Source organism: Serratia symbiotica (Periphyllus acericola) (genome assembly GCF_964019515.1).
Taxonomy (GTDB): domain Bacteria; phylum Pseudomonadota; class Gammaproteobacteria; order Enterobacterales; family Enterobacteriaceae; genus Serratia; species Serratia symbiotica_D.
Map to the genome: position 1 here is coordinate 1,373,142 of NZ_OZ026452.1, position 16,278 is coordinate 1,389,419.

The following is a 16,278-nucleotide window of genomic DNA, read 5'->3' on the forward strand; positions in this document are numbered from 1 at the left end:
GGGTCTGTGACGCCGCCACGTTCAATGGCCGGACACAACCTAGCACTACCGGGGGAGAATTACCCAGGGTAAAGCCACAAGGTCAACCGGTGCTATGCTGTGCTACCGGTAGCAAGTAGCGTTCTGTTTCGGCCAAAATCTGAGCTAAGTCGTCATTATCCAAATTCGACTGACGGAACACTCGCTGCACATAAGGATCTTCTCCTTCACCTGCGATGCGCTGATCGCCCTGCCAAGCCTGCAACAATTTGGCCTGTGCTTTGGTTTGCGTCTCTTGCTGCCAGTCAATCCGCTGTGTTTCCGGCTGATAACATTGGTTCAGCCACGCCCAGCCGCTTTTGTTCAGCAGCAACAGCGGTTGGCACAGACCACGCTGATACCCTGCCATCAGCTCCGCTAGATGTTTGCGTGCATCCTCCTGCGTGAGCGCCGCGAAGCACCAAGCGGTATTTTTGCGTCCATAGAGGCGGCTTCTTCCTGTACCACCAGCGCAGCAGTACACCAGGTGTTCCAGCCACAACAGAATGCCATCCACTGCCGACAGGGTAGCAGGCCGCCAGCGCAGCAAGCCATCACCTTGCACCTGATGCAGCCAGCCGCTGATACGCACGCCGTCAACCTCAATATCTAGCTCGAGGCTGTGATCTACGCCGCGCTCGGCTCGCACTTTTTCGGCCAATTCGATCATCGCTTCCTGCTGCTTTTGCCAATAGATTTCGCCAAAAGCGCCGAAGGGTAACTCACCAGCAGCGCATACTCGCTGGAACAGACAGCTTGGGCTATCACCTTCTATCAGGGTATTCAGTAGCTGGCTGTTTAACTCATAGCGGCTGAGGTTATCCAGTGTAAAGGGTTCTTCGTTCGGCAGTTCGGTCTCTTCCAGAGTAAAGCTGACTCCGAGGCGCAAATGGAAGAAGGCGCGGATCGGGTGACAGTAAAACCGCCGCAGATCATCCAGTAAAATTTGCTGTTCGCCTGCGGGAAGCAGCGGCTGATTGAAGGGCGGGGGTGCCGTGCCGCGCCCATCGGCGGCGGGCAACCATTCAGCGGCGTAGCTTTGTTGCTCGGAACCAGGCAGGAAATTTTCGACGGCGAACGGCATGCGCGCATGCCACTTCAGCAAGTACTCACCAACCCGCTGGGCGCTGCCGTCAGCGTCTAAATTCTCATCGCCGGACAAGCAATAGCTTTGCTCCAGATATTCCAGCAACTCGGTGACCAGCACTGAAGGATAACGCTCTCGGTTATCCTGGATAGAACGACCGATAAAGCTGATATATAGCCGCTGCTCCGCCGACAGAATCGCCTCAAGGAACAAATAACGGTCATCGTCGCGTCGACTGCGGTCACCACACTTAGGTTTCTGCGCCATCAGGTCAAACCCAAGCAGTGGCAGGGCGCGTGGGTAAACCCCGTCATTCATACCCAGCAGGCAAACGACCTTGAACGGAATGGAACGCATCGGCATCAGCGTGCAGAAATTGATTTGCCCGGCCAAAAAGCGCTGGCTAATGCGCGCCTGATCGAGATGCACCACCAGATCATCTCGCAGAATGCTCAACGGTACCGCATCCGGGTAACGCGCCGCCAAGCCAAAACTGATAACTTGCTGCCACTGCTGTTCTATCAGTGCCAGCACCACTTCGGTTTCACCATCCTGCACAAAGAAGGTATCTAGGAGTTGGCGGCACAACGGCAGCCATTCTTCCAGCGACCGCATTTCGCTCAGCCACTGTCGCCAGCGGCCGAGACTGTTCAACAGATCCGCCAGTTGTCCGGCCAACCCTGCAGCCAACCCGCTCGATTCATCATACGGCAGAATGCGCTGCCAATCGCCAGCGTTGCTGTCCATCGCATAGCCGAGCAGCATTCGCGTAATACCGAAGCGCCAGGTATGCTGGCCAGTGGCTGGCAGATCTAGCTCGCGTACATTGTCATCGTCCAATCCCCAGCGCACGCCGGATTCACCGACCCAATAACGCAACAGGCGTAGCCCTTCTTCACCGATGGCAAAACGCGCCGCCAATGCAGGCACTTCGAGCAAGGCCAGCACCTGTTCAGCGGTAAACCGGCTTTGTGGTAGTTCGAGCAATGAAATAAACGCTTGTAGCGCCGGATGCGCTTGCCGCGCTTTACGATCAGAAATGGCAAACGGTAGGTAACACTCAGCGGAAGCATTGCCGAACACGGCCTGAATGTAGGGCGTATAGCTGTCTATGTCCGCTACCATCACAATAATATCGCGCGGCATCAGTTCTGGATCTTCTGCCAGCATGGTCAGCAATTGGTCATGCAGCACTTCCACTTCACGCTGCGGGCTGTGACAGAGGTGCAGGCTGAGGGAACGGTCTTCAGGCTCCAGCCGGCGCTTGGTAACGCTGTTCTCCAGTGTTTCTTGCGTGATGCCGATCACCGCGTGATCTTCCATTTCCAGCATGTCTCGCTGAATGGCGTGCAGCATATTATCAGCGGGGATATACACAAAGGCATCGACCTCCTGTGCTCCTTCCAATTGCGATAATAGGTACAGATAGTCACGTCCCAACTTTCCCCAGGAAGCTAACAGAGGATTACCAAGCTGTTGTTGCCCTTCGCTGTTAAACAAGTGTGCCGCCTGGTTCGGCTCACGAAACAAGTTTTGTTCCCGTGTCTGGTGGTAATGACGGCGTTTGCGGCTTTGCAACCGAGCCAAAAACGCATAGTCCTGAATATCACCCCAATAGTAGCGGCAGGGATTGGTGAACATAAGGTGAATGTCTATGTGACGACCCAGCGCCTGCAAGGCGTCCAGATATGCTGGCGGCAGCGCCGAAATACCGCATATGAACACTCGCTGCGGCAAGTCAGGCGGGCAATGTTCAGCATTATCCAGAATACTAATAAAGCGGCTGTACAGGTTGGCGCGATGCCATTCCGGTTGCCCTAATTCGCGCGTGTACTCAACCAACCGTGCCCACAGCGGAGCCTGCCATTGCTGAGCCTCCGCCAGGCCGTCGATGCGTTCGCCTCGCTGCCAGCTCTCAAGCCACTTCGGGCGATACACCAAGTATTGGTCAAACAGGTCGGCCACCCGGCCAGCCAACTGATGAATTTTACGTTTATCGCCATCGTCGGTGAGATAGTGTTGCAGCGGCGCAAACGCCGACAAAGTCAGCAGTTCTGGCAACAGCCACATCAGCTTCCAAGTCATGGCATCCTTACTGAAGGCGCTCTCTTTCGGAATATCCGGCAACACTTGGGTAAACATCTCCCAGATGAAAGTCGCCGGCAGGGGAAAGGCGATATTGGCGGCGATGCCGAACTGATCCGCTAATTGCATCTGCAACCATTGCGCCATACCGGGGCTTTGCACCAGTACCACTTCCTGTTGAAAAGGATCGGCCAACGGCTCTCTGGCTATCAACGCGCTGGTCAGCGTTTTTAATAAATCCAGTTGATTGGAATGATAAACCGTGAACATGGTAGTTCCCTTTAAAACAAATCCGCGCAATATTACCGGCGGGTGCGATACCAACGGCTTAGTTCTGCCCACTGCTGCTGTGGCGTCTGTATCTTCACCACCAGCCGCTGGCAAGAGGCATCTGCACGGTAGAACTGTAGCTTGCGCCGCCCGGTGACAGCAAAAACCTCTAATTGCCGGTGCGCCAGCGACCATGCCTGACGATATTGCCATTGACGTTTGAACGACTGTAGCAATACTTGATTATACTGTAACAATCCCCGCAGCGACACTGCGAACAACAGTGCACAATGAAGCGACTAACACTTCGGGTAGGCTGAAGCCACGTTGAGTCACGCTGTTCTCCTGAGGGCTATTCCGTACAGACGGTTGACTTCTGATCCGGGCAAAAGTCCAACTAGCCACCCGATTCGGCAATCAACCCTACGTCACGATCTACGCTTTCGAGCTTGCTCAGTTAATAAAGCCACAGCGGATCGCTTCCACGTATCTCCCCCGCACCACGCACCATCAGGAGCCCCCTCTTGGCGGACAACCTGACGCATGCGGTTAACCCGGAGGCTTGTCGGTACAACCAGCCGGTGATAGTCAACTGATCGTGCGGCCAACGTTGCGCGATTCCCCAACTTAGTGCAGAAGCGGCCTGATTATAAGCCAACAGATACCGTTGCTGGTAACCCGCCAGCAATAGGGCATGATCCAACTGGCGGTGCTGGGCATTCAGCAACATCAATCCTATTACAAGCAGCAGCATCACCGCAGCCAGCGTGCTACCACCCTGCTGTGAAGGCGCCTTCAGGGCAATGCGGCCATATCGATTGCCCAGCTTAGGCGGCGTCTGATGCTGCTATCAGCCATCGAGCACCCCGCTAACGTCAATCGGGCCAAAGTTTTGACGCTATTCCCTTTGCTGACAACCACGTTGAACAATTCTATGCGCACCTCGTGATGATCCAACAGCCTTTCCCAACCGGTTCCATTGCAATGGCTGACGCCGCGCTGCGCCTCTAGGCTACCCTGCCGCAGCCGGTAGCCGAGATACCCGTCATCTGCTAAGGACAATATGCCCAGCCCGTGCGTTGTTGCGCACCCCGTAAAAGCCGATCTCTTTGTCGGTGTAGGCGCTCAACATTACGTCGCGGTAATAAGGAAGATACCGATCGCTTTCTGCCGAAGCGCAGTCGGGCGGCGGCACACCGATGCCGATGCACCAGGGATCACCTGTTTTGAACCAAAACGGCGCGGTGCGATTGCGACAGTTGGCATCCGCCTGTAGGCGGATGAGAAATGCCAGCAGCTGCTGGGCGGTATGCTCAAGCCGCAGAGCCTGCTGATATAGGTGGCAGTGGCTAACCCCCCAACCGGTGAGTATTCCGGCGATCAGCATCACCACCAGTAGCTCAATCAGCATCATGCCGAGTTGGCAATTGTCGATGTTTAGATCTGAGTTCTCGTTCATGATGACCAGTGTAATGGCCTGAGGAAAGCGATAAAGGAGCACAAGCTGGCATTTAGGCGTGCCGTGCATTGTTTTTCCGCTACCTACAGACGATAACAATAAAATGCGCTGCGACACGCAAATTCAGGTCAAAAATAAGGGCGCTACGGTGCCCCTAAGTACATGCGACAGGCGTCAGATCGCTACCGGTGCCTTGATTGCCGGATGCGGATCATAGCCTTCAATGGTAAGGTCTTCGAAGAAATAATCAAACAAGGAAGCCGGTTTGCGCTTGATCACTAGCTTTGGTAGCGGGCGTGGCTCCCGGGTCAACTGTAGCTGCATCTGTTCCATATGGTTTCTGTACAGGTGGGCATCGCCACCGGTCCAGACAAAATAGCCCACCTCTAGATCGCACTGCTGCGCCATCATATGCACCAATAGCGCATAGCTGGCGATGTTGAACGGTAGACCGAGGAATACATCACACGAGCGCTGATATAGCTGGCAGGACAATTTGCCCCCGGCTACGTAGAACTGGAAGAACGCATGGCACGGTGCCAACGCCATTTGACCCAATTCGCCGACATTCCAAGCGGATACGATGATACGCCGTGAGTCCGGTTCCTGTTTCAACTGTTGGAGCACATTGCTCAATTGGTCGATCTGGCTGCCATCCGTCGCCCCCCAAGCGCGCCACTGTTTACCATAAACCGGGCCAAGATCGCCGTTTTCATCGGCCCACTCATCCCAGATAGTGACGTTGTTTTCACGCAGGTAGGCGACGTTGGTGTCACCATTCAGGAACCACAATAACTCATGAATAATGGAACGTAGGTGACATTTCTTAGTGGTCACCAGCGGGAAACCTTCCTGTAAATTGAAACGCATATGGTGGCCAAAAATCGATAGCGTGCCAGTGCCGGTACGGTCGGCTTTGGAAGTACCCTCAGCGAGCACCTTGTTCATTAAATATAGATACTGTTTCATTGGTTCCTCATGGCAATTGTTGCTGTGGGCGATGACGGTATGCCCAAACCATCATCATAATACCGGCCACCACCATGGGGATAGAAAGGATTTGCCCCATGCTGATCATGCCGTTAAACAGGCCAATCTGAGCATCAGGCTGGCGGAAAGTTTCAACGATAATGCGGAAGGTGCCATAGCTGAGTAGGAACAGGCCGGATACGGCCCCCATAGGACGCGGCTTGCGGATAAACAGGTTCAGTATGATAAACAACACCACGCCTTCGAGCAGCAGTTCATATAATTGCGATGGGTGACGCGGCAGCACACCATACTGATTCAATAACGGCAATAATTTAGCATCAGCGGTAGCGGTAGCAATTGCTATGTCTTCGCTGCGCGAGCCTGGGAACAACATCGCCCAAGGGGTGTCGGTAGTCACACGCCCCCACAATTCGCCGTTGATAAAGTTGCCGAGACGCCCAGACCCCAGGCCAAATGGGATCAGCGGAGCAATAAAATCAGATAGTTGAAAGAAGGTAAGCTGAGTGCAATGGGCAAACCAGGCCATAACCAGGATCACCCCCATCAACCCACCATGGAAAGACATGCCACCATCCCAAACTTTGAACAGGTATAAAGGGTTATCCAAGAACAACGGTAGGTTGTAGAATACAACGTAGCCTACGCGGCCACCGACAAAAACGCCCAGAAAACCGGCATACAGCAAGTTTTCCACCTCATCTTTAATCCAGCCGCTGTCCGGCTTGCTGGCGCGTCGCACCGCCAACCACATGGCAAAAACGAAGCCGACCAAGTACGTCAGACCGTACCAATGTAGGGAAGCCGGGCCGATAGAGAAAATGATCGGGTCAAATTTAGGAAATACCAGATAGTTATTGCTCATCTATAACCATAATATGTCTGTTATTCTTCCCCATCAGGGGGCGACAGGTGCCAAATGCGACGAAGGTTACCCAATGGATTTCAAAACGAAGCCGACCAAGTACGTCAGACCGTACCAATGTAGGGAAGCCGGGCCGATAGAGAAAATGATCGGGTCAAATTTAGGAAATACCAGATAGTTATTGCTCATCTATAACCATAATATGTCTGTTATTCTTCCCCATCAGGGGGCGACAGGTGCCAAATGCGACGAAGGTTACCCAATGGATTTCAATTTGTAGCCAGTTTGGACACCGACAGCGCGCAACAACCGCAGCATACATAGCGTACGCAAGGATGGTGAGCGCTGCCCAGATGCAAAATGGCAAATAAAATAGCCTAATAGGATAAGCGCATGTCGCCAATAATGCTACAACTTGAAAGACGATAGGCATGCTCTGCCCGCGGAGATTATGTATCATAACATAGGCTTAACGGTGTTTAAGGCAGCGGATGGGAGAAAATCTGTAAAAAATCAGTCCGCTATTGGGCTTATCTGCCACCACGGATCAACCCCCCCATGCCGCTACGCTCCATAAATGCCGCCGCCAAGTGGCGCACTTCGCTCGTCATTTCTGCGCTCAATACCCGCTGCGCCAGCGCTTCGGCATCCGATAACGCAATAGTGCCGCAGCAGGTATTTAATGCGTGCCACGCTACGGCCATTCATGATGAGATTGCGGTAACCCATGCCTACCAGTAGCAGCGCACCCATGGGATCGCCTGCCAGTTCGCCGCACAGGCAAACCTGTAACCCGGCTGCTTTGCCCTGTTCGGCGATCAGTTTCAGCACATGCAGCATGGCGAGGTGCAGGCTGTCATATAACGACGCCACCCGCGTATTGCTGCGGTCAACCGCCAGTAAATATTGGGTCAAATCATTGGTGCCGATCGAGATAAAGTTTAGACGTGTGCCCAAAGAAGGGATCAGGAAAATCATCGACGGTACTTCTAACATCACGCCAATCTTCGGTTTCGGGATCTCATAGCCCAATACTTATTCTACTTCACGCACGGCACGATCGATCAGGCGTTTGGCTTCGTCGATCTCCTCAATACTGGTGATCATTGGCAGTAAAATGCTGAGTTTACCAGTGCTCACATTCTCGCGCAGTATGGCTCGCACCTGAATCAAAAAAATTTCCGGTTGGTCTAGAGTAATACGTGTGCCACGCCAGCCCAGGCAATGATTCTCTTCGCTGATCGGCATGTACGGCAACTGTTTGTCAGCACCGATATCCAGCGTGCGCAGGGTAACCGACTTGGTCGGATAGAGTTGCAACATGCCCTGATATTGCCCCAGTTGTGCTTCTTCCGAGGGGAAACCGCTTTGCAGCATGAAGGGGATTTCAGTGCGGTACAGGCCAACACAATCTAACCGCCCACACAGCAGTTGTTCATGTTCCGGGCTGAGACCGGCGTTCAACATTACTAGGACACGTTCGCCGCTTCTCAGTTTAGCGGGCTGCTCGACGTCGTCTTCCGCCAGTTTGCTAAGTTCCAACTCTTCGCTGATCAGTCTTAGGTATTCTTGTACCAGCAACGGTTCGGGATCGACCAGCAGTTCGCCGCGATAACCATCGACAATCAGCAGCCGTTGGCTGAGCAACGCTGGCTGGATATCGGCACCCATCACAGTTGGCACCTCCATCGCCCGCACCAAAATCACCGCATGGGAGTTGGCTGCGCCATCGCGTACCACGACACCCACCAAACGATCCTGCGGTACTTCAGCCAGCATGGTTGCGGTCAGTTCATCCGCCACCAGTACAAAACGCGCGGGCCATTGGGTGGCCGCTGGGGTGATATCATCGAGGTGGAACAGCAAACGTTGACCCAGCGCGCGCCGCTCGCTGGCGAATATAGGTATCATGTAGGCTGGCTAACTGTTCGGCAAACGCCTCTATCACCAGCACCAGCTTTACCGCACACTCAGCGACCGAACCACAGTCAATTTCGGCAAACAGTTCACGCTTGAGGCGTGCATCGTTTAACAGGTGGGAGTATAGGTCAAAGATCGCCGCACTCTCTTTTTGCGAGCTGGCGGCAAGCGTTTGCTTGAATCGGCGAAACTTCGGGCCTGCTTCTTCCAGTGCCCGATTTAGGCGCTCACGCTCGCTGACGGTATCCAACGTAGAGGCACGGTATACCTATTCGAGCGAAGGTTGGCCGCTGCCTTTCCACCCTACCGCCACACCAGGCGACGCTGCCAGCGCGCAGATGCGCGTCTGCCGATATTGACCAAAAATGGCGTTGAGCTGCGAGTGTGATAAGACCCCAGCCATCTGTGTGGCCAGGGTCACCATAAAAGATTCATCGCTTTCATCGAACTGGCGTAGCTCACGCTGCTGCACCACCAGCACGCCCAACAGTTGGCGACGATGGATGATCGGTACGCCAAGGAAAGATCGGAAACGCTTCTCCTTCACTTGGGGAACATATTTAAAACTAGGGTAATTCTGCACATCAGCCAAGTTGATTGGCTCTACCCGGCTCCCGACCAAACCTACTACGCCTTCATTAAAAGCCAATGAAATGATATGGTGTGCCCACGCGGTTTTTGTAAGACACGTATCACCATCAGGTAATGGCAGCGGCGGTTATTGTCTGCCAGATAAATAGAGCAGACTTCCGTATCCATCGCAAGGCAGGTTTCATTGACCAAGATATCCAGCACAACCGTCAGGTTGGCAGCTGAGGCTACCTTCTCAACAATTTCTCGCAAGCGCGTAAGCATAGTCTGCTTAACTTAACCTCTCTTTCGGCGGTAAGCGGGAATCTGCCGTTGTGTTGCCAGTACCGGCAACACTGTCGCGGCGAATTCTTTCATCACCCAGCGGTAAACATCCCGTTTGAACGAAACCACCTGTCGCACTGGATACCAAAAGCTCACCCAGCGCCAACCATCGAACTCCGGCATGCTGCTACGTTGCATATTGATATCAGCGTCGTTGCACATCAACTGCAACAAAAACCATTTCTGCTTTTGGCCGATACATACCGGCTTTGTGTCCCAACGCACCAAACGTTTTGGCAATTTATAGCGCAACCAGTTGCGGGTTGAAGCCAGGATACGTACATCCTTTTTGCTCAGACCCACTTCTTCGAACAGTTCACGGTACATCGCCTGTTCCGCAGTTTCCCCACGGTTAATCCCACCTTGGGGAAACTGCCAGGAGTGCTGACCGTAACGGCGGGCCCATAGAACCTGCCCCTGACGATTACAGATTACGATACCAACATTCGGGCGGTAGCCATCATCATCGATCACCGGACTACCTCGATAAGCTTAAATTTGCATACTAAATAGATGCCCTGATTGTTTCACACAAGCTACATGTGGTAAACCACTGCATTTGCAGCACAATATACCTAATAACAGGGATGTAATTCACAGATAATGGCGAAGTTATAAACACGCCTGCGTATTTTCGGCTAATTTATTCACTTTTTCTGTGGATAGGTATGTGAAAAACTCAAGGAAAAAGTCGGTAAAACTCTTAAAGGCATAAAAGTACCATCAAAATTAATTTAATATTAATATTTATAATACAAAAAGATAAATCGATCATGGCGGCTATGAATAGGTCAGGAATGTGATCTTTACAGGGTTAATAACCTGCTTTGGCGAAAGATCCACCAGCGTTATTTTTATCCACAGATTATCCGGGGAAGTTAGCCACAAATCGAACAAATTCGTAAAATATTGTCGGCGTCAAGGCTGTAAATCGAACCAGTGATCGACAAAAGTTCGAGTTATCCCGTAAATCTGTGGATAAAGAAGAGTAAGATCCTGTTTATTGTCGGTGGCTTCAGTTGCACAAGCAGCGCGCGGAATGACTTTAATTGCTAAGGGTAAGGTAAAAAGTCATGTAAGATCATGCTACTATCGCTATTTTCCCTAAACTGAACTAACCGCTACTGGCGGTAGGTAGATGTAGATAAAGTATGTTTTTCAAACAAACCCAACAGGCTTGATTTATGGCGTTTTTATCTCCATTACTTCTTCCACCAGAAAATGAACAACAACTGTTCGAGCGCGCCCAGGCATTGGCTGGGTTCAGCCTGGGTGAACTGGCGATACGCACGCAAGTGCCTATCCCTAAAGACCTAAAGCGCGATAAAGGCTGGGTTGGTATACTGCTAGAGCGGTTCCTCGGTGCCATGGCTGGCAGCAAGCCTAAACAAGATTTTCCTGAATTGGGCATCGAGCTGAAAACCATTCCGATCGACGCCTCTGGCAAACCGTTAGAAACCACCTTCGTCTGCGTGGCACCACTTACTGGCAATAGCGGTGTCACCTGGGCCAGTAGCCATATTCGCCATAAGCTGGCTAGGATGCTGTGGATACCGGTGGAAGGCGAGCGGCAAATCCCGCTGACACATCGGCGCATCGGCTCGCCGCTGCTGTGGAGTCCAAACGCCGCAGAGGAAGAGATGCTGCGCCGCGATTGGGAAGAACTGATGGATCTGATCGTTCTCGGTCATGTGGAACGCATCACCGCCCGTCACGGCACAGTACTTCAGCTACGCCCCAAGGCGGCCAACAGCAAGGCGTTAACTGAGGCAATAGGTGAACAGGGGCAGCCAATTTTGACGTTGCCACGCGGCTTCTATCTCAAAAAGAATTTCACCGGTGCACTGTTAGCAAGAGATTTCTTAATTTAAATTTTTTTGTTTAGCACGCGTTGAGCAAGCCCTGTCGGTACTAGAATAAACGCGTATAATTACCCTCTTGTATTTATTAAGGTATGTAGGGCGATGTTCGAATGGATTGTAGATCTCAATGCTTGGTTAGCCTTAGGTACGTTGACCATTCTTGAAGTTATATTGGGTATTGATAACATTATTTTCCTTTCCCTGGTGGTGGCCAAACTGCCGAAAACCCAGCAGAACAAAGCACGCCGTCTGGGCCTGGCTGCTGCCATGCTGATGCGTTTGGCGTTGCTTGGCTCCATAACTTGGGTGATCCGCCTGACGCATCCGCTGTTCAGCATCATGGCTCATAGCGTTTCCGCCCGCGATCTGATCTTGCTGTTGGGCGGGCTGTTCCTGATTTGGAAAGCTAGCAAAGAAATCTACGAAACCATCGAGGATCCGCGAGAAGAGCAGCATACTCAGGTGCACAGCTTCTTCGGCGCGATCATGCAAATCATGCTACTGGACATCATTTTTAGTCTGGACTCGGTGATCACCGCAGTAGGGCTATCCGATCACTTGTTTATCATGATGGCAGCGGTGGTGTCCGCCGTTGGCGTGATGATGTATGCCGCCGGGCCAATCGGCGAGTTTGTTAGCCACCATCCATCGGTGAAAGTGTTGGCGCTAGCGTTTTTGATCCTAGTAGGTTTTACCCTAATGCTGGAAAGCTTCCAGGTGCATGTACCAAAAGGTTATATTTACTTCGCCATGTTCTTCTCGATGGCGGTTGAGACACTCAACTTAATGCGCAGTAAAAAGGGAGGCGTTTCTAAATGATATCCCCTTACAGGAGCCACGCCGCACTGGAACCGCTTTTCCCACTATCTCGGCCTTGATTATAGTGGATCTTTCGTCGTCACCTGATACATGGCTCCTGTTTCACCTTACTGAATAAACCATAAACGCTAACAAGAAAAAAAAGACTGTTAATGCAATACGACCGTATTCCCCATAGTTCGTTGGAAGTGAGTGTGTTAGGACTAGTCAACATGACCTTTGGCGAACAAAACACGCAAGCCGATGCCCATGCACAGTTGGACTATGCACTAGCCGCAGGCATCAACCTGATAGATACCGCCGAGATGTATCCGGTGCCACCCAGTCCAGAAACCCAGGGGCTGACTGAGCACTATATTGGCCGTTGGATCAAGGCACGCGGTAACCGTGAGAAAATTGTGCTGGCCAGTAAAGTCTCCGGGCCAGTGCGCGGCAACGACAGCAGCATCCGTCCGCAGCAAGCGCTGGATCACAAAAATATCCGCGCCGCGCTGGACGCCAGCTTGCAGCGGTTGAACACCGATTATCTCGACTTGTACCAGCTTCACTGGCCACAGCACTCTACTAACTGCTTTGGCAAACTCAATTATCAGTACAGCAATAAGAAAGCAGCGGTCACACTGTTGGAAACCTTGGAAGCACTGACTAAGCAGGTACGCGCGGGTAAGTTCGGTACTCTGAGTGGCAAATACCTCAACGGTGCCCAACCAGTTGGTGCGCGCAATACGCTGTTTAGCCGTTTCATCCGCTATTCCGCGTAGCGATTGGCGAGTATGTGACGTTGGCTAAAAAGCACGGGCTAGACCCTTCGCAGATGGCATTAGCATTTGTACGCAAGCAGCCATTCGTCGCCAGCACCCTGGAACAGTTGAAAACCAACATCGACAGTTAAAATGTCGTGTTGGGTAAGGACGTGCTGCAAGCGCTTGAGGAAATTCACACCCGTTTCACTATTCCAGCACCTTAACGATACGGGATGTACTTTATTTCATTACTGTGCATGGCGTTGCGATAGCCCAAGCGCAGTGATAAACCGCGCGTACACCACGCCAAAACCGCTCAAACCCACAAATGGCACGTTCCACTTCACCACCAGCGAGTACAGCTCCAGCCCCAGCAGCATGGCAGCTTTTTTGCCCAAATTCTTTACCGCAATGGCATTACCAGCACCGACCAAACGTTTGCTGCATTCCTGTAACAGCGCGTTAAGTGGCACCACGAAGAAACTGCCCAGCGTGCCAATGATCGTCAGCAGCACATGGGCGTTAAGTACTGAGGTTTGCAGTGTAAAAAATCACCACTTCGTCACCCGCCAACATGCCGTCTGGCATGCAATGCCAGACGGTCTCTAGCGTGACAACCGCACGGCCGCGGCCACAATACCACTGCCACCACGACATTCAGCAACGATGGCGGGCGTTATCGGCGATACCAAATTCCAGGAGGCAAAAAGAACCTACACATCGACGCAGGCTGGTGTAATGAATTTTGGTTCAACATACAAGACATTGAAAATAAACAAAAATAACCTTTGGTATGCACAATTTTATCGCATCACGGTGAGAACCTTCCAGCAGGAAATATCAACGTTAAGCCACACAGTGTAACCAACGGTGTAGCACATTGCCAAGTCTGATCATTCCCTCTATCGTTGCAGCGGTCAGATCTGTTCCAGCGCGATCAATTCTTCGATGGTCTAGCGACGGCGGATCAGGCACGGCACCCCGTTCTCGAACAGCACCTCCGGCAGCAGCAGCCGGCTGTTGTAGTTGGAGGACATCGATGCGCCATATGCCCCGGTTTCATGAAACACCAGATAATCGCCCACTTTGACCGGCGGCAGTGAGCGGGTTTCCACGCCACCCCCTGCCTGCTGGGTAAATACATCGCCGGATTCGCACAGCGGGCCAGCGATCACCGTTTCGCGCAGTGGTTGCTGTGCCAACTCCCGGCCGTCTGCTGGCAGCAGTGACTGCCATACATCGCCAGGCGCATCAAATCGTTAAACCCGGCGTCCACCAGCACAAAGTGTCAGCTACCCATGTCCTTCACCGCGCGCACCTCAGCCACGATCACCCCGGCCTCAGCCAGCAGAAAACGCCCCGGCTCAATTTCCAGATGTACCGGATGGCCAAAATGGGCAGCAATACGCTCGCTGGCGTTGTTACACAAGCCAAAATAGTGTTCAGTATCAATCGCTTCTTTTCCATACTGGTAAGGGATCGACAATCCCCCTCCAGCAGAAATGACACTGATATCCTGACCGAGTGCGATCACTTATTACACCATCGCATCACAGATACGCTCCAGATGCTAATAATCAACGCCTGAACCGATGTGCATATGCACACCTATCAATTTGATGCCATAGTTTTGGATTTTTGCCACCGCTTGCGGCAAATCAGCATACCAGATCCCGTGCTTACTGTTTTCACCGCCGGTATTAGTTTTCTGGCTGTGTCCGTGACCAAAGCCTGGGTTGATACGCAACCACACCGGATGCCCAGCGGAAACCTGACCAAGCTTATCCAGCATATCGCTGGAGCCAGCGTTTACCGGGATGTTCAACTCACTGATACGCGCCAAAGTAGCCTGATCCAGCACATCGGCAGTAAACACCATCTCACACTATGCACCACCTGGTTGAAAACCAGCCGGCAACGCACGTTCAATTTCCCCTAGCAATACTAAGTCAACCTTCACGCCCTATTTACGCATCATGCGCAAAATATGGATGTTCGAACATGGTTTCTGAGCAAAGCGAATCACGTCAAAATGATGCAACTGAGCGATGCGTTAGCGGATGATATCCGCATCATAGGCCCAAAACGGGCAACTAAAACGCGGCGTTCAGGGCTGCACTGTTGTCATTTAACAGGCAAAGCATGGTTGTGTTCCCAAAGCATAGGTGGTGGCTAGGCGGCTATAATGCCGCACTTTTTATCAGCCGGAAAATATCTATTTAGCTGAAGTCTATTCATTTATGATATGGCTTTCTCCATTGCCCAATGGCCCTATGCACGCGATAACCCTACGCCAAATTGAAATTTTCCTATCGGTGATGACCACCGGCAACCTGACCGAGGCAGCAATGCTGCTGCACACCTCGCAGCCTACCGTCAGCCGCGAGCTGGCACACTTTTAAAAGCGGATGCAGCTACAGCTATTAGCTCGGGTCAGCGGTCAATTGTCTCACACAATGAAAGGGCTGCAGCTGTTTGAAGAGGTGCAGCGCTCCTATTACGGTCTCGATCGCATCGTCAATGCCGCCCCGCCAGCATCCGGCAGTTTCAACAAGCACAACTCTCGATAACCTTCCTGCCGGTATTCTGCTAATCGCTGCTGCCAGCCGTGTGCAAACCCTTTGTTGAGCGTTATCCATAAGTCAGCTTCAGCATTATTCCGCAAGAGTCGCCACTGCTGGAAGAGTGGCTGTTGGCTCAGAGTTATGATCTGGGGTTAACGGAAAATAGGCTGAACCCAGCAGGCACCGAGCGGATGACGTTAATGACATTGAACGAGGTGTGCGTACTGCCTGCCGGGCATCCACTGTTAGCCAGAGAAGAGACATGCTGACACCACAGGATTTTGCCGACCAGAACTATATCAGTCTGTCAAGCGCCGACAGTTACCGTCAGTTACTCGATACGTTGTTTAATGAGCAAGGGGTCGATCGCCGCCTGATAATGGAAACCCATAACGCAGCATCGGTCTTCACGATGGTAAAATCTGGGGTTGGGCTATCGATTATCAATCCGTTGACGGCGCTCGACCACGCCAGCAGCGGCGTGCACCTGCGACCATTCAGCATCGATGTACCCTTTACCGTCAGCCTCATCCGTCTACGGCATCGCCCCTCATCAACCCTAGTCACGGCGTTTATTGAACATTTACACCAACAGTCAGAGAGGCTGCCCGCCCGTCTGACGGCATTTATCAGCCGCTGACCGGGCGTTTGGAGCGACTACGATATCTTCCGCCAGTACCA

The 16,278-nt window shown here is 52.3% G+C and carries 7 protein-coding genes and 7 pseudogenes; 4 read left to right on the top strand and 10 right to left on the bottom strand.

Annotated elements, in window-relative coordinates:
- Window positions 1–82 precede the first annotated feature (82 nt).
- From recC to rppH, 8 genes and pseudogenes are all read right to left on the bottom strand, one after another.
- Complete coding sequence (recC, locus tag AACL06_RS07460) at window positions 83–3,460, bottom strand: exodeoxyribonuclease V subunit gamma (protein WP_339036632.1); 3,378 nt, start codon at window positions 3,458–3,460, stop codon at window positions 83–85.
- A gap of 32 nt (window positions 3,461–3,492) precedes the next feature.
- Window positions 3,493–3,796 (bottom strand): annotated as a pseudogene (locus AACL06_RS07465) (type IV pilus modification PilV family protein).
- Between the two features lie 121 nt (window positions 3,797–3,917).
- Window positions 3,918–4,190: a DUF2509 family protein gene (locus AACL06_RS07470; RefSeq protein WP_425336940.1), complete on the bottom strand. Its 273-nt coding sequence runs from the start codon at window positions 4,188–4,190 to the stop codon at window positions 3,918–3,920.
- A gap of 321 nt (window positions 4,191–4,511) precedes the next feature.
- A pseudogene (locus AACL06_RS07480) lies at window positions 4,512–4,919 on the bottom strand (prepilin peptidase-dependent protein); the annotation flags it as partial.
- A 174-nt stretch (window positions 4,920–5,093) separates the two neighbouring features.
- Entirely contained in the window at window positions 5,094–5,888 is a 795-nt protein-coding gene (thyA, locus tag AACL06_RS07485; RefSeq protein ID WP_339036634.1) for a thymidylate synthase, read from the bottom strand.
- A 7-nt stretch (window positions 5,889–5,895) separates the two neighbouring features.
- The gene (gene lgt / locus AACL06_RS07490) at window positions 5,896–6,774 is read right to left on the bottom strand and encodes a prolipoprotein diacylglyceryl transferase (protein ID WP_339036636.1); all 879 of its coding nucleotides are present in this window, start codon (window positions 6,772–6,774) and stop codon (window positions 5,896–5,898) included.
- Between the two features lie 530 nt (window positions 6,775–7,304).
- A pseudogene (gene ptsP / locus AACL06_RS07500) lies at window positions 7,305–9,549 on the bottom strand (phosphoenolpyruvate--protein phosphotransferase).
- A gap of 12 nt (window positions 9,550–9,561) precedes the next feature.
- Window positions 9,562–10,083, bottom strand: a complete 522-nt coding sequence (gene rppH / locus AACL06_RS07505) for an RNA pyrophosphohydrolase (protein WP_339036637.1) — start codon at window positions 10,081–10,083, stop codon at window positions 9,562–9,564.
- Window positions 10,084–10,793: 710 nt separating this feature from the next.
- On the opposite strand from rppH, the gene mutH reads away from it, so the two are divergent.
- From mutH to AACL06_RS07520, 3 genes and pseudogenes are all read left to right on the top strand, one after another.
- The gene (mutH, locus tag AACL06_RS07510; protein WP_339036639.1) at window positions 10,794–11,480 is read left to right on the top strand and encodes a DNA mismatch repair endonuclease MutH; all 687 of its coding nucleotides are present in this window, start codon (window positions 10,794–10,796) and stop codon (window positions 11,478–11,480) included.
- A 93-nt stretch (window positions 11,481–11,573) separates the two neighbouring features.
- A complete protein-coding gene (locus AACL06_RS07515; RefSeq protein ID WP_339036641.1) occupies window positions 11,574–12,290 on the top strand; it encodes a TerC family protein in 717 nt (238 codons plus the stop codon).
- A 152-nt stretch (window positions 12,291–12,442) separates the two neighbouring features.
- Window positions 12,443–13,257, top strand: a pseudogene (locus AACL06_RS07520) (aldo/keto reductase).
- 24 nt (window positions 13,258–13,281) lie between these two features.
- On the opposite strand, the pseudogene AACL06_RS07525 reads toward AACL06_RS07520, so the two are convergent.
- Together AACL06_RS07525 and lysA are read right to left on the bottom strand one after the other, a co-directional pair.
- Window positions 13,282–13,723, bottom strand: a pseudogene (locus AACL06_RS07525) (lysophospholipid transporter LplT); the annotation flags it as partial.
- Between the two features lie 263 nt (window positions 13,724–13,986).
- Window positions 13,987–15,134: pseudogene (gene lysA, locus AACL06_RS07530) on the bottom strand (diaminopimelate decarboxylase); the annotation flags it as partial.
- A gap of 172 nt (window positions 15,135–15,306) precedes the next feature.
- On the opposite strand from lysA, the pseudogene AACL06_RS07535 reads away from it, so the two are divergent.
- Window positions 15,307–16,237: pseudogene (locus tag AACL06_RS07535) on the top strand (LysR family transcriptional regulator).
- Window positions 16,238–16,278 lie beyond the last annotated feature (41 nt).